The sequence below is a fragment of the Pseudomonas sp. JL2 genome, from assembly GCF_031570495.1.
GTDB classification, from domain to species: domain Bacteria; phylum Pseudomonadota; class Gammaproteobacteria; order Pseudomonadales; family Pseudomonadaceae; genus Aquipseudomonas; species Aquipseudomonas rhizophila.
On sequence record NZ_JAKUDH010000001.1, the window covers coordinates 806653 to 830406 of the forward strand.

Here is a 23754-nt window from a genome sequence, read left to right on the forward strand (position 1 = left end):
TGCCATCGATGTGAGACCAAACTACGTCAGCCGGACTGCTGCTACTATGGGGCAGAATTCGGATGAGCTAATGAAATATAGCCATGAATCAATTGCCCCTTTCGCTTGCCGATTTACGCGCGCTGACCCGCATCGTTGCTCATCGCAGCTTTCGTAAAGCGGCCGATGAGTTGGGCCTGTCAGCCTCTACCCTGAGTCATATGATGAAAACGCTGGAGGCCGGTCTTGGGGTGCGTTTGCTGCACCGCACCACGCGCAGCGTTTCACCGACGGCAGCGGGAGAGCGTCTGCTAAGACGACTGGCGCCTGTGTTGCGCGAATTCGAGCTGGCGATTGAGGAAGTCAATGAATACCGGGATCTTCCCAGCGGCACTTTACGGATCAATGCCAGCGAACAGGCCGCGCGCGTTTTGATGAAAGCTGCCCTTCCGATATTCCTGGAACGCTTCCCCCAGATGTCGGTTGACCTCGTGACCGAGGGCCGTCTGATCGATATCGTGGCCGAGGGCTTCGACGCCGGTATCCGTTTAGGTGAAGCGATCCCCCAAGACATGATCGCCGTGCCGATAGGAACGGATACGCGATTTATTACCGTGGCGTCCCCCCAATACCTGAAGACTCATCCTGTCCCCCTTACGCCGGATGATCTGCCAGGACATCAATGCATCTGCATCCGGATGCCCAGTGGTAAACCTTATAGATGGGAATTCTCCAGGAACGGACAATCCTTGGTCATCGAGCCCAAAGGACAGCTAACCCTCGATAATGCCGAAATCATGGTCGATGCAGCCATATCCGGGCTCGGCATCGCTTACGTGCCAGAGCAGACGGTATCGCAACCTTTGGCAGACGCCCGTCTGGTCGAGGTCCTCGCGGATTGGTGCCCCAGGATTCCTGGGCTGTTTCTGTATTATCCGGGGCACCGCTATATCCCATCAGGCTTGCAGGCCTTCATCGAGGTCTTGCGCGAGTCTCATTGATTGTCCGCGACTGTGCATTCGAACATAACGGCATGCGCCCTTGCGAGGTGAACGCGCGACGGCCTCAAGGCCGACGCGTCGGTTGCGATCCGGCCCTTGTTTGAGCTGACTCAAGCCTTCTGCTCTTGCTGCAAGCGCTTGAGCAGCGCGTTGGCGGCGGCTTCGGAAGAAGCCGGGTTCTGGCCGGTGATCAGATGGCCATCCTCGACCACGTAACTCGCCCAGTCTGCCGCCTTTGAATACTCGCCACCTCTGGCTTTGAGCATGTCCTCCACCAGAAATGGCACCACCTGGGTCAATCCCACGGCCTCTTCTTCAGAGTTGGTGAACCCGGTCACTTTCTTGCCCTTGACCACTGGATGGCCATCCGGCGCCTTGACGTTCTTGAGCACCCCAGGCGCGTGACAGACGGCCGCGATGGGTTTATTCGCGGCGTAAAAGGCTTCGAGGAGGGTCTTGGAATCAGTGTCCTCGGCCAGATCCCACAGCGGCCCATGACCTCCGGGATAGAACACGGCATCGAAGTCGTAGGGATCAATTTCGCCCAGCGGCACCGTGTCGGCCAACGCTGCCTGGGCCCGGGTATCGGCGCTGAAGCGGCGAGTGGCGTCCGTCTGGGCCTGTTCCTCGTCGCTCTTGGGGTCCAGCGGCGGTTGCCCTCCCTTTGGTGAGGCGAGCGTAACCGTCACTTTGGCGTCGACAAACACGTAATAGGGCGCGGCGAATTCTTCCAGCCAAAACCCCGTTTTCTTGCCGGTGTCACCCAACTGATCGTGGAATGTCAGGACCATTAGAATGTTCATGTAAACCTATCCTCCAAGTCGGAATGAGCGGCGTATGTTCGCCCTGCATTACGTCAGAGGCCGCGTGGTAGTAGACGTTCAAGTGGGTGAAGCGAATCCTCATGAAACGGTCGTTGATCCCAGCGTTACTCCCCCCATCAGCCCCGCTGCCGAGGAGTTCGGGGCCCGTTATTGAGTTGCCGAACCGGTTCACCGCTGCTAGAAATGAAAGACCTTGGCCTTGTCTCTGCCAGCGCCACAATCCAGGACAGCCTCGCGGGCATCATCCGTTGACCCCATTCATACCTCACAGGGAGCTTCACCGTGTTTCCGATGGATATCTGGTTCACCTACACCGCAGCCTGCGTGCTGCTGGTCTTGTCACCCGGTCCTGACAATCTGCTGGCCATAGGACGGGGGCTGAGCCAGGGTCGCCTGGCCGCCATCGTGTCCGGCCTGTCGTCTGGGCTGGGCATTTTGTTTCACGTCACCACCGCCTCGTTGGGGCTGACGCTGTTGATCCAGACCTCGACGGTTGCCTTCTGGGTCGTCAAATTGGTAGGGGCGGCCTATCTGGTCTGGCTCGGGATCAAGGTGCTGCGCTCCAGAAGCCTGATAACCTTCGCGCCCGCCGCACGACAGCCACTGCGAAGCATTTTGCTTACAGGCTTTCTTTCGGCGGCGCTAAACCCCAAACCCGGGTTGTTCGTCCTGGCGTTCATCCCTCAATTCATCAACCCCGCGCTCGGCTCGGTCACCGTACAGATGCTGGTCTACGGGTTCTGGTTCGCCCTGCTGACGGCCGTGGGGTTCTCGTTGATGGGGGTCTTCGCCACGCGCCTGTCGCAATACATCTGTCAACGCCCTCGCCTTGCCAACGGACTGAACCTGGGCGCGGGATTGACCTTCATCGTCTCAGGCCTGTCCATCGCCGCCCTCAGGCAGAAATAACCGCCCGTTCCACGCACCTAGCCACCAACCAGCGAAGTCGCCAGCAATGCCTGCAGCCCCATCGGCTTGGCGAAATAATAACCTTGGGCCTGCCCTGCCCCCATCTCCCGCAGCAAGAGCAACGTCGCTTCATCTTCGACACCTTCGGCCACCACGCTAAGGTCCAGTGATTCGGCCATACGCACGATCGCCCGGACGATCGCGCGACTGCGGGGGCTGGTGGTCAGTTCGAAAATGAACGACTTGTCGATCTTCAAACCGCTGAAACGGTATTGATGCACATAGCTCAGGGAGGAAAATCCTGCGCCAAAGTCATCGAGCACCACCGACATGCCGTTGTCGGCCAATTGCTGCATGGTCAGTCGGGCAATGGCGGGCTCGGCCACCAGCGCACCTTCGGTCAACTCCAGGCAGATCCGCGACGGCGCGACGTTGTAACGGGCCAACAGTGCCAGCACATCATCGGCAAAATCCGGGCGCGTCATGCTGTAGCTGGAGCAATTGACATGCACCGGTGGCCAATTGGCGTGTTGCGGTAGTGCAAGGATCGCCACGATGCTGGTGAGCATGTACAGATCCAGTCGACCGATCAGACGCAACCCCTCGACATCGGGCAGAAACTCGCCCGGCGCGATGATCCGGCCACCCGGTTGATGCCAGCGGATCAGCGCTTCAAGGGCCACCAGCTCGCCGCTTTCGACGCTGACAATCGGCTGGAAATACGGCAGCAGTTCGTCGGTACGCTTGAGCGCATTGCGCAGGTGCCCTTCACGCTCAACCTGGTCCGAGACTTCACGACGCACTTCCTGGTTGAACACCGCGTAACTGTCGCGCCCGGCATTCTTGACCCGGTACATCGCCGCATCGGCATCGCGCAGCAAGTCCGCGGGTTCGTGGTGAAACTGACTGTCGGCGCTGACAATACCGATGCTGCAAGACGAAAACACTTCGTGGCCATTGATGAGAAACGGCAGGTCGAACACCGACAGAATCCGCTCGGCGATTTCGATCACCGCCTCCAGTGTCGCCTCGGGCGCCAGCACTGAAAACTCATCGCCCCCCAGGCGGGCCAGCATGTCGGTGTCACGCAGGCAACTGCGCAAGCGGTGGGCGGCCTGCATCAACAGCAAATCGCCAAAATGGTGGCCGAAGCTGTCGTTGACCATCTTGAAGCGGTCGAGGTCGATGAACATCACCGACAGTTGCCCGCCTTCGCTCTCGAACCGCGCCCAGGCCAGATTGAGGCGCTGCTGCAGGTAGGAGCGATTCGGCAGCCCGGTCAGCGCATCATGGGCGTTTTCGTGTTGCAGCTTGGCGTTGGCGTGATCCAGTTCGCGGGTGCGGTCCTGCACCCTGGCTTCGAGCTTGAGGTTGGCGGCATGGATCGCTTCTGCGGCCGTGCGGCGCGACAATGCCGTATCAATGTGCCGTGACACGAACGTCAGCAGTTCCTGGTCGCGCAAGGTGTAGCGCACCTGGGAGGTATAGCTTTGCACCGCCAGCACACCCCGTACCACATCGCCATCGAACAACGGAATGCCCAGCCAGGAATGGAAGCGGACCGACTCGTAGGCCACTTCGAGTTCACCCTGTGCAGACAACCGATCCGCGTCGAAAGGATCAATCAGGCAAGGACGACGCTGGCGGATAACGTACTCGGTCAGGCCCCGGCACCCACGGCGTGCCTCAGGCAGGGTGGTTTTGCGCTCATCGACATAATACGGAAAGGTCACTTCACCGATCGCGTCGTCGAACAGCGCGATGTAGAAGTTCTCCGCGAACAGCAGATCCCCGACAATGCCATGCAAGGTTTGGAACAGCTCCGCCATGTCGCCAGGCTGGCTCGACAGTTCTGCAATCTGGAATAGCGCACTCTGCAGGTGTTCGGCGCGCTCTCGATCTGCCACTTCCTGCCTCAGCGCGTCATTGACTGCCGACAGTTCCAGCGTGCGACGCATCACCGTCTCTTCCATGCCCTCACGGTGCAGAATCCGGTCCAGCGCCATGGCCACGTGCCGGGCCACCACCAGAAACAGCGCGCGGTCTTCGGCGCTGTAGGTGCGTGCCACGTCGTAGACCTGCATGGCAAGCATGCCAAACACTTCATCGGCGGCATTTTTCAGCGGAGCGCCCATCCAGAATTCGGGACGATCACCTACGCAATAGAAACGACCCTCGGCCTGAGCGGCGCAAATGCCGGCGGCATCGATCAGCAACGGCTGGCCCGAGGTCAGCACCTGGCCGGTCAACGACAGACGCGAAGGGTCAAGGTATTCGTAGTGTTGGGACTCCACGGCATCGACGTCGATGATGTCGACGTAGTACGGGTAGTCGATTTTTCCGCTGTGGGGGTCATACAGCGCGAGATAAAAGTTCTCGGCATCGATCAGGCTGGCGAGCAGCCGATGAACCCCCACCAGGAACACGGAGCGGTCGCGGGTGGAACTGGCCAGGTAGGTAATTTCATACAGCACACGCTGAGTAATCTGGGCCCGGGCCAGGGTATTGGTCTGTACCTGGATGCCCAGGCATCGGGCAAACTCGGCGAGGGCCGGCTCCTCGGTATCGGTGACTGGCGCCAGTAGCCAACCCAGCACACTTTCGCCCCGACCGGTCGGCCAGCGGCACAACCGTCTGGTCCGGCAGAAGGTCTCGAACTCGGCGTTCGCAACGCTGGCCGGCCACTGTTGCCCTGGGTCGCCCTGCCCCAGCAGATGCAGTTGTTCACCGGCGCGATAAACCACCCACTGGGTGGTGTGGGCCCAGGTGCGCGCTGATTCCAGCAATTGTTCGATCGCGTCTTCCTTGCCAACGTATGCCATGCCGGCCGCATCCGGGTTTTCTTGCAGGTGAATTGCCACACCGTAATGGTTCGATGGCTGCGGGGGATCGCTCAATGGGCGAAAACTCATCAGCGCTCCCTGCGCCACAGTGGCGAGATTGAATGACTGATTGCCAGGCAATATGCCAGTGAGCCTTCGGTGTATAGCGTCCAGAGGGTTTTTTCAATCGTTTTTATTCACTTGAGTGCTATCACGACGCAATGAGTGTTTCATCGGTCATGGAGTGTTGCCTGCGGCGGCGCTCGTCCTCCCGGGTTCTCAACCATACGCCCCGGGAGTCCCTGCAAGCACGGCCGGTTCATCGTGCCTACCACACAGCAATATGAGAATCCGCCCTGGGCTCGGTGCCGCCGCACAGGACACCGCTGACCGGGTCGCGGAGAATGATCTGGCCTCGTCCGTAATCAGTCCGGTCACTGGCGATCTGCACTTCATGACCGCGCCGCGCCAAGGCATTGGCCAAGTCGCCGGAGGCACCCTGCTCGATGCCAACTTTCATCTCACCAAGCCACTGCCAGCGCGGAGCGTCCAGCGCCGCTTGCGGGTTCAGGCCGAAGTCCACCAGGTTCATCACCATCTGCACATGGCCTTGGGGCTGCATGTAACCGCCCATCACGCCGAAAGGGCCAAGGGCCTGGCCATTCTGGGTGAGGAAACCAGGGATGATGGTGTGAAAAGTCTTCTTGCCCGGGACCAGGCAATTGGCGTGGCTCGGATCCAGGCTGAATTCCTGTCCGCGATTCTGCAAGGCAATCCCGCTGTCGGGCAGCACCACGCCGGAGCCGAATCCGTGATAGTTGCTCTGGATGAACGAGACCATGTTGCCTTCCCCGTCAGCAGTCGCCAGGTACACCGTGCCGCTGGCGTGGGGATCGCCGGGTTTGGGTGCCTGGGCCTGTTCACTGATCTGGGCGCGACGGCAGGCGCTGTACTCCTCGCTCAACAGGTCAGTCACCGCCACACGCATGTGCAGAGGGTCGGTGATGTAGTGCAGGCCGTCGCTGTAGGCCAACTTCATGGCCTCCAGTTGGCGATGCCAGGTCTGCTGGCTGTCGCGGTGATCGAAGCTGAAGCCCTCCAGTATTTTCAGCGTCATCAAGGCCACCAGCCCCTGTCCGCTCGGCGGGATTTCCCAGACATCGACGCCTCGATAGTTGACGTGGATCGGTGCCACCCATTGGGCGCGATAATCCTGCAGGTCCGTGGCGCGAAGGTAGCCGCCGCTGGCCCGGGAGTGGGCATCCAGGCGTTCGGCCAAGACGCCGCGATACAGGCTCTCGCAGCGGGTGGCAGCCAATTCTTCAAGGGTACGGGCCTGAGCAGGGTTGCGGAAAATCTCCCCGGCCCGTGGTGCGCGACCGTCAATCAGAAAGGTCTGGAACCAGGCATCCAGGACCTGATCACGGTGAGGCGCGAATTCGTTCAAAGCGATCTGCCATTGATGGGCAACCACCGGCGACAGCGCAAAACCATCCCGCGCCAGGCTGATCGCCGGCTGCAGCAACACGGCAAAGGGCAGCTTGCCAAAGCGTTGCGACAACTCGGCCCAGGCCGATGGGCAACCCGGGACGGTTACCGGCGTCCAGCCATAGAGCGGCATCCGTTCATGGCCGGCCGCCTTGACCGCCTCGATACTCAGGGCCGCCGGTGCATGGCCGTTGCCGTTGAGGCCATGTAACTGGCCCTTGCACCAGACCAAGGCAAAAGCATCGCCACCGATGCCACAACCCGTGGGCTCGACCACCGTCAGCGCCGCCGCCGTGGCGATGGCCGCATCAATGGCGTTGCCGCCCTTTTGCATGATCTCGATGCCCGCTTGGGCAGCCAGAGGCTGGGACGCGGCGACCATGCCCCGGCGGGCAAAAACGCTCTGGCGTTGCGACGGATAAGGGTACTCGTGAGCAGAAAATTTCAGCATGGCAAAGACTCTTCAACACAAGGATTCATTGGCGGGGCTCAGGGCGAACACCCCGGAACGGTCATAACACGCGACTGAGGAAAGCCCGGGTTCGCGGGTGCGTGGGATGGCTGAAGATCTGCTCCGGCGGGCCTTGCTCGATGAGTTCACCTTGGTCCAGCACCACCACACGGTCTGCCACTTCGCGGGCAAAGCCCATTTCATGGGTGACCACGACCATGGTCATGCCCTCCTCTGCCAGCGCTTTCATTACTTGCAGCACCTCGCCAACGGTTTCCGGGTCGAGGGCGCTGGTGGGTTCATCGAACAGCATGGCCTGGGGTTTCATCGCCAGCGCCCGGGCAATCGCCACCCGTTGCTGCTGGCCGCCGGAGAGCATCGACGGGTAGTGGTTGGCCTTGTCCGCCAGACCGACCCGCTCCAGCAGGTTGCGGGCCTGTTCCAGCGCCGCGGCGCGAGGCATCCCGAGCACCTGGATCGGCGCCTCGATGATGTTCTCCAGGGCCGTCATGTGGGGGAACAGGTTGAAGCGCTGAAACACCATGCCGATGTCCCGGCGCTGGCGGGCGATGTTGCGCTCCGACTCACGCACCAGGCTGCCGTCAGCGCGCTCGCGATAGCCCATGGCCCGGCCATTGACGCGGATGCGCCCGCCCTGGATGTCTTCCAGCAGATTGATGCAGCGGATAAAGGTGGTCTTGCCCGAGCCGGAGGCACCGATCAGCACCACCACTTCGCCGCGCCGTACTTGCAGGGATATGCCCTTGAGGATCTGTAGCTCGCCAAAGGACTTGTGCACATCCAGTGCCTCGATGATCAGCTCTTCACTTTTGTGCGCCATGGCTAACGTGCCCTCAACAGGTTCAGGGTGCTGCGTCCGAACATCCGCGTCGACGCCGGCGGTGGTGACGAGGGTCGGTCCGATTGGCCGAAACGGGCTTCCAGCCAGCGCTGGAAAAAGCCCCAGAGAGTGGTCAACAAGAGGAAATAGATCGCCACCACCAGGTACAACTCGAACACCCGAAACGTCGCCGACGTGACCATTTGGGTACTGAGCAACAGTTCCTGTACGCCGATCACGCTGACCAACGTGGTGTTCTTGAGCATCACGTTGAACTCGTTGCCCAGTGGCGGGACGATGACCCGGAAAGCCTGGGGCAAGACAATGCGGCGCATCAGCTTGGCGAACGTCATGCCCAGGGAACGCCCGGCTTCGTACTGGCCCTTGTCCACCGCGCCGATGCCGGCCCGGATGATCTCGGCCATATAGGCACCTTCGTTGAGCCCCAGGGCAATGATCGCCGCCTGGATATTGCCGGGAATCACCAGGCCGAACAGATCGATGTCTTCGAAGCGGAAAATCCCCCCTGCCGCCAGTGCTGTATAGAGAAAGACAATCTGCACCAGCAACGGCGTGCCCCGCATCAGCCACACATAAAAACGCACCGGTAGATGCAGCAACGGATTGCTCGACAACCGTAGCAACGCCGCGGCCAGTCCCAGGAAGCAGCCCAGCAGCATCGCCAACACACTGATCACGCAGGTCAGCCAGAGCCCGGTGAGGTAAACATCACTGGGCTGCAACAGGTACTGCCAAAACACATCCCAATTGAAGTTCATCAACGCTCACCTCAATCAAGAGTGTCACTGGCGACATGCCATTTGCTGAGCAGTTGGCTGTAGCTGCCATCACTGCGCATGTCGTTGATCACCTGCTGCACTGCGGCGCTCAGTTGCGTGTCGTCCTTGCGAATACCCAGTCCGGTAAGAATCCGGCTGAAGGCAGGCACCCCTTCCTCAAACAAATCGGGGGCCATGGTGGCGTAATATCCGGCGGTTTCCACCGTGGTGCCGTAGGCATCGACCTGGCTGATGCGCAAGGCCTGGAATGCATCGGTATCGGTGTTGTAGACCACCAGTTTCATTCCAGGCTTGCCAGCCTTGGCCAGCGCTTCATTCTCGGCGTCGAGCAGGGTCTTGATGGTGGAGCCATTGAGCACCGCGACTTTATGCCCGGACAGGTCCGACAGCGTCTTGATTGCCTTCGGATTACCCTTGGGCACGACCACCGCCTGGCTGGAGTACATGTAGTTGACGATATCGATCACCTCACGGCGCTCGGGCTTGTCAAACAACTGGTCGACGATCATGTCGCACTGCTTGGCGAGCAAAGCCGGGAGCAGCCCGGAAAAGGGAATCACCCGCCACTCGACTTTCTTGTCGCCCAGCCGCTTGGCGATTTCCAGGCCCAGGTCAACGGTCAAGCCCCTGGGTTTCTGCGCTTCATCGAAGGACACCAGGGGCGGCGAATCCATGCCTGAGCAATAGACGAGTTTTTCGACCTTGAGCAAGCGCTCCGGAACAACGGGCGCGGCAACCGCCCACTGAGCACAGAATCCCAAGGACAGGGCGGCAACCAACAGGCGAGGCTTATGCATGACCAGACACTCCAGTTCAGTTAGTAACGGGCAGTACTCAAAGTCAAAACAACGGCAGGCTCGGGGCCCGCTCTGGTTATTTTTTCGATTGCAGAAATTGGATCAACTCAGGAACGGTGCCTTCGATGTGCGCGCGCACCACTGCCTCGGCCTTATCGGCGTCGCCAGTACGAATCGCCTCAAGAATCACCGCGTGTTCCTGGCGCGCACTCAGCGGTTTTTCCACGTGCTCAAGCCATAGGCGCATGGGCGCCTCGATCAAGGAATAGAGGGCACTGATCTGCTTCAGCAACCGGGGACGACCGCTGAGGCTGCACAGGTATTCATGAAAGGCGCGATGCCGGCTGACCCACTCGGCGCTTTCCTCGCGGTAATCGTCCATCTCGTCCAGCAGACGCTCCAAGGCTGCCAATTGGCGCTCGCCTATCCTGGCTACCGCGACACGGATCGCCAGGCCTTCGAGGACGCTGCGCATCTCGAAGACTTCGTGCAGCTCATCGATATCCAGCCCACTGACAACGGCCCCGCGATTGGGCCTAAGGGTCACCAGGCCCTGGGCGTCCAATCGACGGAACGCCTCGCGCACCGGCATCCGGCTCATACCGATCTCGCTGGCGATGTCTTCAGCGATCAGCCGGTCACCCTTGCGCAATCGTCCGCCGCAAATGGCGCCCAGCAGGAAGTTGTAAGCCTCCTCCTCGGCCGTCATCGGCGGGCGTTCAACGTAACTCGGAGCAAATTGCATGGCAGCACCCTTTGAATTTTTGTATCCAATTATCCATAAATTCAAAAAAAGCAGAATGCGTGCCAACTGAATGGATCGATGTGCAAGTGATTGATTTGAAGGAAAGGGTCTTGCTATGGGGCGTGCACGGGCCCGGCGTCAATTGGGTAGACGTGCTACCAAATGGCTCAAGCGACGCCCATTAGTGTGCACAGTGGTAGCCAGGTAACACTCAATCAGCCAGCCCTGGGAGTGTCCGAAGGTGACTCACCAAACAGCGCTCGGTAATGAGCGGCGAAGTGGCTCAGATGGAAGAAGCCCATGGCAACGGCGATCTCACCGACATTCAGCGTGGTCGCACGGGTCGTGATCAAGCGCCGCCGTACGGCATTGAGCCTCAAGTTACGCAGGTACTCGACCGGACGCATCCCGGTTACCGCCTGGAAACTATTCTGCAGGGTCCGGCGACTCACCCGTAATTGCTCGCACAGATCAAGAATGCTCAGCGATGTGTCACCACTGTCTACGACCAGTTCCTGGCAACGTTTGACCAGATAGGCACTGACAGCGACGTTGCCGCGACGGCCACGAACCTCGTCAGAGGCGTGACTGAACAGATCGAGGAATGCGTTAAGCAGCACCTCCTCCAACATTTTTTCCGAGGCTGGAGTGATGGCGTCCGCTTGTTCCAGAAGGTGACGGAACAACGGATGGATCCTTTGCTGCACGCTCAGCAACACCGCCTCATCCACGCTGATCTGCGATTCGCTTTTCAAACGCTTGAGCTGTTCGCCCGACAATTCGTGAGCCGCCAGTTTGGCGAAACGAACAGTGTCGACGTTGACCGCAAAGAAGTGCGTACCTTCCGGGGCATGCAAGACAAAGTCCTCTCCATCTCGCAGCAGCACCACACTGTGGGCGCCCACCTGATGCCCTTGGACCACCGGCGCGCTGCCCAGCGACATGGCAATGCACAATCGCCCTTTTGGTGCACAACCTCGCTGCACCACACGTTTATCCAACACTTCCTGGAAAATCTGAAAACGGTCGGCGCAAATCTGTCGCAGCTCACTGGAAAGACATCCACGACCAAGCTGGTCATAGACCTGTTGCCAGCCCAGGATGGAACCGGCGTGTTGCTGGGGATCATTGAAGGTACGGACTTCGGCGAGCATGGTCATCGTTCCTCAGAGGCGCTGTTCTTATTGTCGGCCTGTCTTAAGTGGCTCGATCCTCCCTGACGATGGCTGGGGTTTATGCCTGGAAAGCCAAAGCCAGTTCCGTGCCAAGCATATGCAACCGGTACTCGCCCGCCTGGATAGCCATGGGTGGCAACAACGCTCCGGACAGCACGACCTGACCCGCTTCAACACATTGTCCGTCGGCCAGCAGGCGCCGGATTAGCCAGCACAGGTTTGTCTGGGGCGTGTCCTCGCGCGCCAGGGCATCGCCTTCGCCGCAGGGCGCCCCGTCGCATTCCAGGCGATAGGTCACGTGGGCCAATAGCTCAGGATGAAACCTGATCCGCGAGCCAAGGCAATAAAGTCCCGCGGCGGCATTGTCGGCAAGAAACGCCCCGACACCGAAACGCCAGCCCTGCCAGCGACAATCGGCAATCTCGAACGCCGGCGCGACCTCGGACACGGCGGCCAGAATGTCCTCGTCGCTGTAGAAACCTGACTCCAGGGTACGCCCCAGGACAAATGCCAACTCGATTTCCAGCTTGGGCTGGATCAGCCGTGCAAGCGGCACCGTACTGCCGGGCTCCACCGCCATGGCATCGGTCAGCCCGCCCAATACCGGTTCATCGATACCGAAACGGTCCTGGGCGGCGCGGCCAGCGAAGGCCACCTTCCATCCGGTCAACTGCTCACCAGCGACCTGGCGTCGGCGCAATGCCTCGCGCTGCAAAGTGTAGCCCGCCGACAGGTCGAAGGCCTGAAGCTCCAACGAAGGCAAGGCGTGTACGGCGTGTGCGGCATCATGAAGCCGGACAAGCAGATCATCTTCGCGCCTCATGAGAGTTGCTCCGCCAGTTTGCGCAATACGCCTTCGAGCCGCTCGGGTGTGGTGATCGCGGCGACAAAACGATCCGGCCGCACTACCACGATGCAGTCACGCACCTTGGCAAACCACTCGCCCAGGCGGTTATCAACGTCCTCGACGCAAAGGGCACCATTGGCAGACAAGGGTTGGTTGCGCCCCACGCCACTGCGCGAACGATTGATCTGGATGAAGCGCGTGTCCCAGCGCGCCCAATAGGCAGCGGTTTGCTCGCTGAGCGGTTCGCTCGGATTGACCCGATACCCCAGCACCGCATAGGAATGCCCCAACACCTCGTCCAGACGCCGGCGCTGGCCCTGGGCATCTTCGATAGAGGGTTGGATGAACAACTGCCCGACCAGATCATCCTCATGCAGCTCGGCGCGCTCGTGATACACCAGGCCTTTGGTGATGGTCGCCTTGGGTTTGAACTTGAACTCCAACAAGTGCGAACGCAGGTTGTCGACGCTGTTGACGGCCTGGAACAACCAGTCCCGGACACCGGCCATCAGCGGGTTGGTCAGCCCCAGGACGGCGCCCATGTTGTCGGCCAACGCGATGAGATCGGTCGCATGCCCACGGCGTTCCTGATCGTAACTGGCAAGAATCGCCGGCGACGCTCGCCCTTGGAGAATCGCCGCAAGCTTCCAAGTGACGTTGGCGACATCTCGCAAGCCCGAATTGAGCCCCTGCCCGGCCCATGGCGGGGAAATATGCGCCGCATCCCCCACCAGTGCCACCCGGCCCTGGACAAAGCGCGCCGCGACCCGGGAGTTATGGGTGTAGGCGCGGATCCGGATGATTTCCAGTTGATCGACCGCATCGCCGATATGCCCACGGATCAAGTCCCGGATCGTTGCCTCCTCGCACATCCTGGTCTCGTCTTCGCCCTCCAGGAGCATGAACTCCCAGCGCCGTTGCTGATATGGCAGGTAGATGCAGACAAAGGGCCGCTGAGGGTCGGCATGCAGGGCCGTATAAGGTGCATCCAGGGTGTCGTTGGCCGTGTCGATCACCACCCATTTGCGTGGATGAGTCAGCCCCAGCAATTCGATACCGAGCTTCTTGCGCACGCTGGAACGTCCGCCATCGGCGCCGATCACGTACTGCGCCTGCAATTGATAGAGCTCGCCCCCGGCATCGCGCACCTGCAAGGTCACGCCCTCGGCATCCTGCTCCAGGTCGAGCATTTCATGGCCCTGGCGCAACTCGACACTGGCGTGCTTGCCCAATTGTTCGCGCAACGTCGTTTCAAGCAACTGTTGCATGAAGATATTGCGCATCGGCCAGCCATAGTTTGCCGTGCTCGGCTTGACCTCGGCAAAACAGACGCCTCGCGCATTGTAGTAACGCAAGGGCACGTTGCAGATCATGTCGCGCGCGGCCAACTCGGCGATGCCGATGCCCTGCAACACACGCAGCGCCTCGTCATCCATGCCCACCGCGCGCGGATACGGCAGGACGCCGTCAGCCAATTCAAGGACGACGCAGTCGACTCCGTACAGCCCCATGTAATGGGCAGCCGTGATCCCGTTCGGGCCGCCACCGACGATGACAACCTGGGTTTTCTCCTGCTTCATCGCTATTCACCGCTTTGTTGTTGTGGTTGTAGGCGTTGGTCGTACAAATAATCCATGACGACAAGGTTGAACATTTCGCTCTGGTCATCATGGACGTAATGACTGGCGTCGGCGATTTCCTCTGCCCGCACCCATGGACTGGTCTGTTTGATCGCCTCAAGGGTCGCCAAGGGCAGGAAATCGGAACGCGCACCGCGAATGAACAGCGTCGGGCAATCCAGTGCCCGTACCGCAGGCCAAAGGTCAGTCGGGGCAATACTCAGGCGCGCCTGGGCAATGCCTTGCTGGTCGTGACGCCATTCGATTCCGGCCAGTGTTTCCTTCATGGAGTACATCAGCCTGGAGGCCAGCCCCTCCAGCGACAGGCCAGGTCGAGCCTGGCGCCAGAATTGCGCGGCACTCTCCCAGTCAGCAAACACCAGCGGTGTCTGGCTCATCTCGCGCCGAATGCGCTCGGCACCATCACCACTGACCGACGAGCCCGGACCGATGTCCTCGATCACCAAGGCTTGCAGTCGGCCCGGATTGAGTCGCGCATACTCCAGTGCATTGGTTCCGCCGAGGGAATGCCCCACCAGGACAAACCGCTGCAGTCCCAAGTGCGCCACCAGATCTTCAAGATCACTGACATAAGCTTCGGTTCGGTAACTGGAGGGATCCGCCCAGTCACTGTAACCGCGACCGCGCTGGTCAAGGGCATAGCAACAGTACTGCTCCCCCAGCGCATTAGCCAGGCCATCCCAGGTCTGGGCATAGGAGCGCAGCCCGTGCAACAACACCACCGCGATGCCCGACGGGTTGCCCCACGACAGATAGTGCAGGCGCATCTGCGAGCGATTGGTGAAGAAGTGGCTGTTTGCAGACATTCGTTTGGTCTCCACGGTCAACCCACCTCAATGCAGGCCATCATTGCCCTTGATGTCGGCAGCCTGGAGACCACCCAGGCGCGCATGCAAACGCCCGCGAGTGGCGAAGGCCCAGATGATGATCAACTCGTCCGCCGAGGGGCCATCACCGAACGAAAGCGAAATGCTGTCGTAGTGAGAGCGGACATACAGCGCATCCTTATGGGCCAGCGGGACATCGATGGTCACGCCAGGCCCGCCACGCTTGCCCGTGGAAGGCACCCAGGATTTGCCACCGCCCAATGCCACCCGAATCGGATCCGCTGCTGGATTGGTGAGCAGTGCATTGCCATGTTCGTACTCGCCCTGGCTGCCCACCAGACACGCCTTGCCATAACTGACAATCTCACGCTGGCCAGCCAGTGCCTGGATGCGACGACCAAACTCCTGCCCCAACAAAGGTGATGGCTCGACCAGCTCGGCCAGGCTTTCGCTGTAGCGCCCGGCATAGGGATTGGCGATCACGGCGCCAATGGCGTATTTGAACAACGGTTCACCATCGGCCAACTGGCCACTTTCGTTGGCCAGGGTTTCCTCGACGAAGCTATACCATTTGCGGATGTGGTAACTGGCGAAATTTGCGGTTTTCATCGGACAGGTCTCTTTCAAAGTGGGTCGAGATCAAAATTTCGGCTGGGCGCTCCGGCTGCCTTGAAACGGGCCTTGCCTCGCGCGTCGTCATGTTCGGTCTCGAGAAAAAATTCCATGCGATTGCCATCGGGATCGTTGAAGTACACGCCGTTACCGATTTCGTGATCAGTGATCTTCACCACCTCAACCCCTTTGGCAAGCAACATGCCGTAGAGCTGGCGCAGGGTGGTCATGTCGCCGGCGATTTCCAGCCCGTAGTGCTGCAAGCCCAGGCCGCCCTGATGGGCCCCCGGCTCTGCGCGGATCAAAGCGATATCGTGATGCTTGGCACCAAACGCCATCATGACCCAGCTATCACCCCGGGCGCTTTCGTGCATACCCAGAACATCGGCGTACCAACGTGCCGAGGTTTCAGGGTCGCTGACAAACAGCGACAGGTGAGTTCGAACGACCTCGATTTTCATCGTGCGATACCTCAGTTCTGTTTGACGATGGATTGATGCCCGGACTTGATCTGCGCCACGGCGGGCGTCCAGAGCACATCAGCGATTTCACTGAACTCACGCCACTGCTTCTGCCAGCCGTCCCCACCGTTCTCGGAGGTGAACAGGTGTCCGTATTTGGTCCCGGCAACGATCTGCCGAGGATTGCCAGGGTTGAAGGCAATGGCCCAGACACACGAGTTGGGTTGTTGTGGCAGCGGCAGCACCTCCCAGCTGAGGGCCGCATCCCGAGAGATGAGTACCTTGCTGGTCGTGCCAGGCGTACCGTCGGAAATACTCAGGTAGAGGGTGCTTTCACTGCCCAGCGGTGCGTTCATGGCGCGCACGTAGTACAGGCCGAACGTTTCCCGGGCAATGATGCCAGTCCAGGTTTGCCCTTCATCGAGGCTGCGGTAAACGGCGTTGACGCACACCACCACGATGACCTTCTGGCCATGGTTGGGCAGGACCAGGATGTTGTGGACGTCCGAGTTGAAGTCCCACAGCAGCCGATCATCGACACGGGTCCAGGAATCACCGCCATCACGGCTGTGGAACAACCCGCCCTCCTCCAGGCCGAACCAGAGCTGGTCGCGATCAGTCGGGTCATAAGCGAAAGCCAGCAAGCGCGGCCGACTGACACCTTCGCAGAACTCCGGAATATCCACCGGCGCGCGCTCCCAGCTCAGGCCGGCGTCGAGGGTGCGCCACAGCACGGCGCGCGAAGGTGCGCCAGTACCGACGAAGATGCGCTGCGCATTCTGTGGATCCACGGCAACCTTCCACACGGTCTGCCCGTTGAATGGCGAATCCACTCGCTGCCAATGGCCTCCGGTGTCATGACTGACACACAGGCCGACGTCGGTCCCGGCATAGATCACTTCAGGCGCATCGGGATGAACGCTCAGCGATCGAGTGATTGCATCAAACTCCAGATCCTGTCCCAGACCCAGGCGATGCCAGGTATGACCATCGTCGGCGCTGCGGATCACCGCTTGTCCCACAGTGGCGACCAAAAGGGTTCCGTTACTCATCACTGTTGCTCCTCAAATGAAGATGCCACGGGTCAGGCCGCCATCGATACCAATGGACTCTCCCGTCACGGCGCCCGCCTTGGGCGACGCCAGGAAACCGATCAGCCAGCCCATTTCGATGGGCGCCAACGTGCGGCGGATCGGCGTTGCGTCGATGTAGCCCTGCTCCACCTGTTCCGGCGTCTTGCCCTGCTTGACGCCTTCGCGCTCGTACAGCTCCTGGATGTGCGGGGTATCCACCACACCGGGGTGAATCAGATTGACGGTGATGCCCGAGGGGCCCAGTTGATCGGAGAGCGTTTTGGTCATGTGGGCGATGGCCAGGTTGCGCATGCCCGAAAGGACCTTGCTGCCGCGCCCGGTCAAGCCACCGATGTTGATGATGCGACCAAAGCCCCCGGCCTTCATATGTGGGGTCACCGCCTTGGCACACCGGAAATACCCGATCACCTTGGTGTTGAGGTCGGAGAGCAACTCATCGTCGCCCGCATGTTCAATGTCATTGCGCACCACGCCGGACGGTGCGGCGGCGCCGTTGACCAGGATGTCGATGCGGCCAAAGTGCTTATGGGCGGCTTCCACCATGTCGGACACGGCCGACATCTGATTGGTGTCACAGAACAGCGGCAGCACTTCGTTGCCGGTCTGTGCGCTGATTTCTTCGGCGGCCTGCTGGAGATACTCCATGCGCCGCGCACAGATCACCACCTTGCATCCCTCCTGGGACAGAAAACGCGCGACTTCCTTGCCGATGCCCATACCACCGCCCGTGACGATCGCCACGCGGCCTTGCAATTCCAGATCCATAGCAGTTCCTCTTGTGATTGTTCGGCTCAGGCGAGATCGACGAAGACACTTTTGGTTTCGGTGTAGGCATCGATCACGTTCTTACCCATTTCCCGGCCCCATCCGGATTGTTTGTAACCACCAAACGGCGAGGCCGGGTCTACGACGTTCCAGCAATTGATCCACACCGATCCGGCCTTCAGTTGTGCCGCCACGCGATGGGCTGAACGCAAGTCGCGGGTCCACAGACCGGCCGCCAGGCCGTAGGGCGAGTCGTTGGCGCGCAGCACCAGTTCATCGATTTCGGTCCAGCTCATGACGGTCAGCACAGGGCCGAAGATTTCTTCCCGGGCGACACAGGCGCGCTCGGCGCGGTCGAGAAACACGCTGGGGCGGATGAAGTGGCCGCGCTCCAGATGGGCCGGCCGGTCGCCGCCGCAAATCAGTTCGGCACCTTCTTCCTGGCCCCGTTGCAGGTAGCCACGCACCGTGCCCAACTGCCGGGCCGAGACCAGCGGGCCCATGCTGCTGGCCGGATCCAGCCCTGGCCCCAGCACATGGGCGGCGGCATGTCGCTGGAGTTCTTCAAGTACCTGGTCAAGAACACTGGCGTGCACATACAGGCGCGAGCCGGCGGTGCAGACCTGGCCCTGGTTGTAGAAAATGCCATCGGCGGCGCCTTTGGCCGCACGGACGATATCGGCGTCCGGCAAGATGATGTTGGGCGACTTGCCCCCCAGCTCCAGGGACACTTTCTTCATGTTGCCGGTGGCCGCCTGGGCAATCAGCCGCCCCACCTGGGTCGAGCCGGTGAAGGCGATCTTGTCCACGTCCGGGTGCTGGGCCAGCGGTCCGCCGGTATGCACGCCCAGGCCGGTGATCAGGTTGACCACCCCGGCCGGAAAACCAGCGGCTTCGATCAGTTGCACCAGGCGAATCGCAACCAGAGGCGTCTGTTCGGCGGGCTTGAGTACCGCGACACAGCCGGTCGCCAACACCGGACCGAGCTTCCACACGCACATGGTCAACGGGAAGTTCCACGGCACGATCAACGCGCAGACACCCACCGGCTCACGCAAGGTGTAATTGAGCATCGGCGCGCCACTGGAGGGCGATACCGGGAGCGTGCTGCCTTCGATCTTGGTCGGCCAGCCAGCGAAGTAACGGATGATGTTGGCCGCGCTGGCCGCTTCACCCCGGGCCGCGGCGATCGGCTTGCCGTTTTCCAGGGTGATCAGTTGCGCCAGCTCCTCGCGGTGCTGGTCGAGCAGTTCAGCCAGACGAAACAACAGCAGGCCGCGCTGGGCCGGCGACTGCTGCGCCCAAGTCCCCGTAAAGGCCGCGCGGGCGGCAGCGACGGCGGCATCCACATCGCGTTCGCCGCCTTCGGCAACTTCAGCGAGGGTGTGTTCAGTGGCCGGGTTCTCCACGGCAAACCGGCGACCATTGGCGGCGTCCTGCCAGGTGCCGCCGATAAACAGGCGCCCAGGTTGTGACAGGAATTGTTCGACGGCAGGTAACAATTGGATCTGACTCATAGCTCCTCCTTTACAGCGCCATTTCAATCAGGCACGGACCGCCATCGGCCTTGGCGTTGGCCAGGGCGCGCTGCAATTCAGCATTGGTGTGTACGGTGCTGGCCGGCAGGCCGTAGCCTTTGGCCAGGGCTTTCCAATCGATGCGAGGACGGTCCAGCACCGTCAGGCTCAGGGCCTCAGGGCCCAGCTCGGTCATACCAAAGCGGCGCAACTCGTTCTGCAGGATCGCGTAGCGATGGTTGGCGGCAATCAGAATCACCACCGGCAGTTGCTCCCGGGCAATACTCCACAAAGTCTGGATGGTGTACTGGGCACTGCCGTCCGATTGCAGGCAGAACACCGTATTGCCGCGCTCCGCCAGGGCGGCGCCAAATCCCACCGGGATGCCTTGGCCGATGGCCCCACCGGTGTTGGTCAACACCCGATGCCGTGCGGCATGGGCCGAAGCGGTGAAGAACGGATAACCGCAGGTCCCACCCTCCACGGAGACGATGCAATCGTCCGGCAGCGAGGCGGCCAACACCTGCCCGATCGACTGCGGCGTCAGCTCGGCACTGCCCGCTGGTAGCTCGATAGCCCGCGACGTGGGCACATAAGCCGGAGCCTCAAGCGCATCAGCCAGCGCAGTGAGCGCACCCGCAACGTCGTCCCCTACTTCTGCCAGGTAAAGCAGGCGATCACGTTCCGCCAGGCGCGAAGGAATGCCTTCGTAACCGAAGTAACTGATCGGATCCGGGACCCCGGCGCAAACCACGGCGTCGTATTGGTCAAGGATCTCAATGGCAACCTCGGGGAAATACGGCAAGCGATCCAGATCAGGCAAACCACCACCGCGATAGCTCAGGCGCGGAAAGGTTTCGGCGAACATCCGCACACCCGGCAGTTGGGCCAAACGCCCCGCCGCTTCGAGGCCAGCGACGGACAAGCCCTGATCACCCACGATAAACACCAGGCGCTGGCCATTGCGCATTGCCTGGGCCACGGCTTCGATCCGGTCACCGGCAAAACGACGAACCGGGGCCTGCAACGCGGTGAAGGCGCGCTCGCGCTCCACCTCGTTGGCTTGCAAGTCCATCGGCAGGATCAGGCTGGAAATCTGCCCCTTGGCTTGCCAGGCCGCACGCACGGCTTCCTGGAAATCTTCCCCCACACCTGACGCGGTGCGCGATGTGCGCACCCACCCGGAAACACTCCCGGCCAGCGCCTGGATATCACTGGCCAGCGGCGGATCGTAATTGACGTGCCATGACGCGTGATCGCCGATGACATTAACGATCGGGGTATTGGCGCGACGGGCGTTGTGCAGGTTGGCAATACCATTGGCAAAGCCAGGCCCCAGGTGGGTCAGGGTCATCGCCGGCTTGCCGGCAATCCGGCCGTAGCCGTCCGCAGCACCGGTGCATACCCCCTCGAACAAGGACAACACCGGCTTGAGGGCAGGTGCGCTGGCCATGGCGGCCACCAAGGGGATTTCGGTCGTTCCGGGATTGGCGAAGCAGTATTCGATACCGCTCGCCACCGCCGCCTTCACTATCAGTTGCGCACCATTCATTTCCAGCCCTCTCGCTCGAGCGTTTGCAGTGGCTGAGATTTATCACACATGAAGATCGACAAAACAAGCTGTTTTTCTGCATTAAAATCATATTTTGAGATTAATGCATTTTTTATCAGATCAAAATATTGGAAATCCACTCATATTTCTCAAGCAATGGATTACCGTGACAAGGCGCTCCTGAGCGAGCACGCGGGCTTTTCATCACCGCCGCGGCTACCTATAGTGCTCACCCAACGCCCCCTACGCGCCATTCCCCCTTTAGGAGCGAAATGAGCAGTCTGAGCAAAATGCTGAGTGTCCTGGACCTGTTCGGCCCGGCCACACTGAAGATCGACCCCGATACCATCGCCGAGCGCATGGGCCTGTCACGGGCGACCGTGTACCGCTACGTCAAGGACTTGTGCGATGCCGGCCTGCTGGTGCGGGTGGATGCCGGCAGCTACGGCCTGGGGCCACGCATCATTGAGCTGGACTGGATGATGCGCCAGTACGACCCGATCCTGGTGGCAGGCCGCGAGCTGATGCACGAGCTGTCCGATGCCACCGGCCTGGCGGTGTTCGCCAGCGTTTTCTACGACGGGCGCATCATCAACACCTACATCGCCGAACCCAGTGACACCTATCAGTTTTCATTCGGCCGCGGCCAACCGCTGCCGTTTTTTCGCGGTGCGCAATCCAAGGTGTTGATCGCCTTCCAGAAGGGTCGGCGCCTGCAACGCCTGTTCGACGAACACCTGGCCCACGACCCCGACAGCGGCCACGACTGGACAAGCTTCTCCAAGGCCGCGAAAAAGATCCGCAAAGACGGCTATTGCATGACCCACGACGAACTCAACCTGGGGCTCACCGGTATCGCAGCGCCGATCTTCAACCCGGAGCTCGACGAAGTGGTGGGCAGCCTTTCGGCCGTGGGCAGCACCGACAGTTTCAAGCTACTGCGCCAGGAAACCGTGGTTGAAATGGTGATGGACACCACCCGGAGGATTGCCGAGCGGATGCAACATCCGCCTGCGGCTGGCCACGGGATGTGACGGCGGTTGATTGATCGTTCCCACGCCCTGCGTGGGAACGCATCCCGTGACGCTCTGCGTCACCTTCCAGAAGCGGAACGCGGAGCGTCCCTGGCGACATTCCCACGCAGGAGCGTGGGAACGATCGACAGATTGGGTTGGCTGTATGGCTACTGCGCAGCCTAGCGGGGATAAATCCCCTCGCCACAGGGTTTACCGAACAACCCCTGTTTCAGAACGGCACGGCCACACTCACCTGGCTGTACACGTTAGTGCCGTTGCCTGTCACTTGATTGCCCCCCGTCGTGGCGTCCCGATCCGGTTTGTAGAGACCTATCAGCGGGGTGACGATCAAGTGCTCATTGACCACCCACTCGGCATAAACATCCAGCTCACGGGCGTCGAGGTTGAGGGCATTGCTTTTACGCACTGTGTTGTAGTCGAAGTACAACGCACCGAGGGTCAGGTTTTCCAATGGTGTGGCCTTCAGACCGACATGGTGGACCCCCGTATTGCTGTTGAAGGGCCCGGCATAGTTACCCGCGACTTCGCCCTGGAACCAGGTGCCATAGCCGGTACTTTGCCCGGTGAACAATGAGTCCCACTTCTGCGAATAGCGGGTGTAGCGATAGGTCAGCTTCGGCGCCCAGGCAACGCTTGCAAAGGTATATCCGGCCTCGGCGTACCAGGCCTTCTCAGGTCCGGCTTCCTTGTCTTGCCAGGCGTATTCAAATGCCAGGCTGGCATTTTCGATACCCGCATCGCCTTCACCGCGAATGCTGTAGACATCCATACCCTTGCGCTGCTTCTGGAAATCGCTGGCCCAGCGGTCATTAACGTCGATGCCGTGTATCCACGTCAGGCCCAACGTACCGGCCTTGGCGGTGTAATCCAGCGTAGCGGCGGTGAGTTCGGTTTCGGCCTGGGCGCGGTTATCGGACTTGAGCCACGCCACGCTGCCATGCATGCCTTCCTGCCCACCCAGACGCAGAACGGCGGTTTGATCGAACGCGTGCCGAGCCGCCAGGTAATAGGCGCCCCCTCGATTCAAGCGGCCATCGGCAGGCCCCTTGCCCAGGTTTGGCCCGTCATCGTTGATCAGGAAACCTCGCCCCACCTTGACCACCTGGCGTCCGCCAGAGATATCGACACCGTCCTGTCCCAACACGGGAAAAAGATCCGCGGAACGCCAGCCCAGGTAAGCGTCTTCAATCTTCGTCGTGCGCTCGCTCCCAAGCGTATTCCCGGAAGGGTCGCCATCGCCCCACGTGGTGGAACTGACCAGGCTGAACGCACCATAGACGGTGCCACGGCCGGCCAGGCCCTGGTCGCCGCTGACACCATACTTGATGAAGCCTTCGCGCCAGGTTGAACCGCCGGGCCTGCCGTCGTAGTTCTTGCGACTGTTGAAATGACCGAACACCGCCAGCATGTCGGCGTTGAGGTGAGTGTCTTCATCGGCATACAACTCATAGGCTTGAACCTGACTCGTGGCACAAAGCGCCAGCGTACAGGCAAGGCCACTGCCGAAAAAATCCATACGCGATAGAGACCGCATGGCTGGAGCTCCTTGTGGTGCGCCTTTGAAGGCTGT

22 protein-coding genes are annotated in these 23754 nt (G+C 60.7%); 4 read left to right on the forward strand and 18 right to left on the reverse strand.

Going from position 1 to position 23754, the window contains the following annotated elements; translation table 11 throughout:
- Positions 1–83: 83 nt before the first annotated feature.
- Complete coding sequence (locus MKS85_RS03640) at positions 84–980, forward strand: LysR family transcriptional regulator (protein ID WP_047225547.1); 897 nt, start codon at positions 84–86, stop codon at positions 978–980.
- Between the two features lie 110 nt (positions 981–1090).
- On the opposite strand, the gene MKS85_RS03645 is transcribed toward MKS85_RS03640, so the two are convergent.
- On the reverse strand, positions 1091–1783 hold the full coding sequence (locus tag MKS85_RS03645; RefSeq protein WP_310662711.1) for a type 1 glutamine amidotransferase domain-containing protein: 693 nt from the start codon (positions 1781–1783) through the stop codon (positions 1091–1093).
- A 303-nt stretch (positions 1784–2086) separates the two neighbouring features.
- On the opposite strand from MKS85_RS03645, the gene MKS85_RS03650 reads away from it, so the two are divergent.
- On the forward strand, positions 2087–2713 hold the full coding sequence (locus MKS85_RS03650) for a LysE family translocator (RefSeq protein ID WP_076384161.1): 627 nt from the start codon (positions 2087–2089) through the stop codon (positions 2711–2713).
- A 17-nt stretch (positions 2714–2730) separates the two neighbouring features.
- Here MKS85_RS03650 and MKS85_RS03655 read toward each other — a convergent pair whose 3' ends face one another.
- The 16 genes from MKS85_RS03655 to MKS85_RS03730 form a co-directional block, all read right to left on the reverse strand.
- Positions 2731–5625, reverse strand: a complete 2895-nt coding sequence (locus MKS85_RS03655; protein WP_310662712.1) for an EAL domain-containing protein — start codon at positions 5623–5625, stop codon at positions 2731–2733.
- 238 nt (positions 5626–5863) lie between these two features.
- The gene (locus tag MKS85_RS03660; RefSeq protein ID WP_310662713.1) at positions 5864–7474 is read right to left on the reverse strand and encodes a gamma-glutamyltransferase family protein; all 1611 of its coding nucleotides are present in this window, start codon (positions 7472–7474) and stop codon (positions 5864–5866) included.
- A 61-nt stretch (positions 7475–7535) separates the two neighbouring features.
- On the reverse strand, positions 7536–8315 hold the full coding sequence (locus MKS85_RS03665) for an amino acid ABC transporter ATP-binding protein (protein ID WP_160892084.1): 780 nt from the start codon (positions 8313–8315) through the stop codon (positions 7536–7538).
- Positions 8316–8317: 2 nt separating this feature from the next.
- Complete coding sequence (locus tag MKS85_RS03670; RefSeq protein WP_047225541.1) at positions 8318–9094, reverse strand: amino acid ABC transporter permease; 777 nt, start codon at positions 9092–9094, stop codon at positions 8318–8320.
- Between the two features lie 11 nt (positions 9095–9105).
- Complete coding sequence (locus tag MKS85_RS03675) at positions 9106–9912, reverse strand: ABC transporter substrate-binding protein (RefSeq protein WP_047225540.1); 807 nt, start codon at positions 9910–9912, stop codon at positions 9106–9108.
- Positions 9913–9988: 76 nt separating this feature from the next.
- Positions 9989–10657 carry a GntR family transcriptional regulator gene (locus MKS85_RS03680; RefSeq protein WP_310662714.1) on the reverse strand — a complete coding sequence of 223 codons (669 nt, stop codon included), beginning with the start codon at positions 10655–10657 and terminating at the stop codon, positions 9989–9991.
- Positions 10658–10872: 215 nt separating this feature from the next.
- Positions 10873–11811, reverse strand: coding sequence for a helix-turn-helix domain-containing protein (locus MKS85_RS03685; protein WP_310662715.1), 939 nt, complete (start codon positions 11809–11811; stop codon positions 10873–10875).
- A gap of 79 nt (positions 11812–11890) precedes the next feature.
- Entirely contained in the window at positions 11891–12655 is a 765-nt protein-coding gene (locus tag MKS85_RS03690) for a 2-keto-4-pentenoate hydratase (RefSeq protein WP_310662716.1), read from the reverse strand.
- A complete protein-coding gene (locus MKS85_RS03695) occupies positions 12652–14259 on the reverse strand; it encodes a bifunctional 3-(3-hydroxy-phenyl)propionate/3-hydroxycinnamic acid hydroxylase (protein ID WP_160892074.1) in 1608 nt (535 codons plus the stop codon). Before MKS85_RS03695 ends, MKS85_RS03690 begins: the two co-directional genes overlap by 4 nt.
- A 2-nt stretch (positions 14260–14261) precedes the next feature.
- Positions 14262–15125 carry an alpha/beta fold hydrolase gene (locus MKS85_RS03700; protein ID WP_139049807.1) on the reverse strand — a complete coding sequence of 288 codons (864 nt, stop codon included), beginning with the start codon at positions 15123–15125 and terminating at the stop codon, positions 14262–14264.
- 27 nt (positions 15126–15152) lie between these two features.
- Complete coding sequence (locus tag MKS85_RS03705; RefSeq protein WP_139049806.1) at positions 15153–15755, reverse strand: amino acid synthesis family protein; 603 nt, start codon at positions 15753–15755, stop codon at positions 15153–15155.
- Positions 15756–15769: 14 nt separating this feature from the next.
- Complete coding sequence (locus tag MKS85_RS03710; RefSeq protein ID WP_139049805.1) at positions 15770–16219, reverse strand: VOC family protein; 450 nt, start codon at positions 16217–16219, stop codon at positions 15770–15772.
- 11 nt (positions 16220–16230) lie between these two features.
- On the reverse strand, positions 16231–17271 hold the full coding sequence (locus MKS85_RS03715; RefSeq protein ID WP_310662717.1) for a VPS10 domain-containing protein: 1041 nt from the start codon (positions 17269–17271) through the stop codon (positions 16231–16233).
- A gap of 12 nt (positions 17272–17283) precedes the next feature.
- Positions 17284–18078: an SDR family NAD(P)-dependent oxidoreductase gene (locus MKS85_RS03720; RefSeq protein ID WP_139049803.1), complete on the reverse strand. Its 795-nt coding sequence runs from the start codon at positions 18076–18078 to the stop codon at positions 17284–17286.
- Positions 18079–18104: 26 nt separating this feature from the next.
- On the reverse strand, positions 18105–19595 hold the full coding sequence (locus tag MKS85_RS03725; protein WP_139049802.1) for an aldehyde dehydrogenase family protein: 1491 nt from the start codon (positions 19593–19595) through the stop codon (positions 18105–18107).
- A gap of 10 nt (positions 19596–19605) precedes the next feature.
- Positions 19606–21147 carry an acetolactate synthase large subunit gene (locus MKS85_RS03730; RefSeq protein WP_310662718.1) on the reverse strand — a complete coding sequence of 514 codons (1542 nt, stop codon included), beginning with the start codon at positions 21145–21147 and terminating at the stop codon, positions 19606–19608.
- Positions 21148–21195: 48 nt separating this feature from the next.
- Here MKS85_RS03730 and MKS85_RS03735 point away from each other — a divergent pair, with 48 nt between their 5' ends.
- Together MKS85_RS03735 and MKS85_RS03740 are read left to right on the forward strand one after the other, a co-directional pair.
- On the forward strand, positions 21196–21423 hold the full coding sequence (locus tag MKS85_RS03735) for a hypothetical protein (protein WP_310662719.1): 228 nt from the start codon (positions 21196–21198) through the stop codon (positions 21421–21423).
- Positions 21420–22181 carry an IclR family transcriptional regulator gene (locus MKS85_RS03740; RefSeq protein WP_310662720.1) on the forward strand — a complete coding sequence of 254 codons (762 nt, stop codon included), beginning with the start codon at positions 21420–21422 and terminating at the stop codon, positions 22179–22181. Before MKS85_RS03735 ends, MKS85_RS03740 begins: the two co-directional genes overlap by 4 nt.
- Positions 22182–22392: 211 nt before the next feature.
- Here the strand turns inward: MKS85_RS03740 and MKS85_RS03745 are convergent, their stop codons facing one another.
- Positions 22393–23718, reverse strand: a complete 1326-nt coding sequence (locus tag MKS85_RS03745) for a hypothetical protein (RefSeq protein WP_310662721.1) — start codon at positions 23716–23718, stop codon at positions 22393–22395.
- Between the last annotated feature and the right edge of the window lie 36 nt (positions 23719–23754).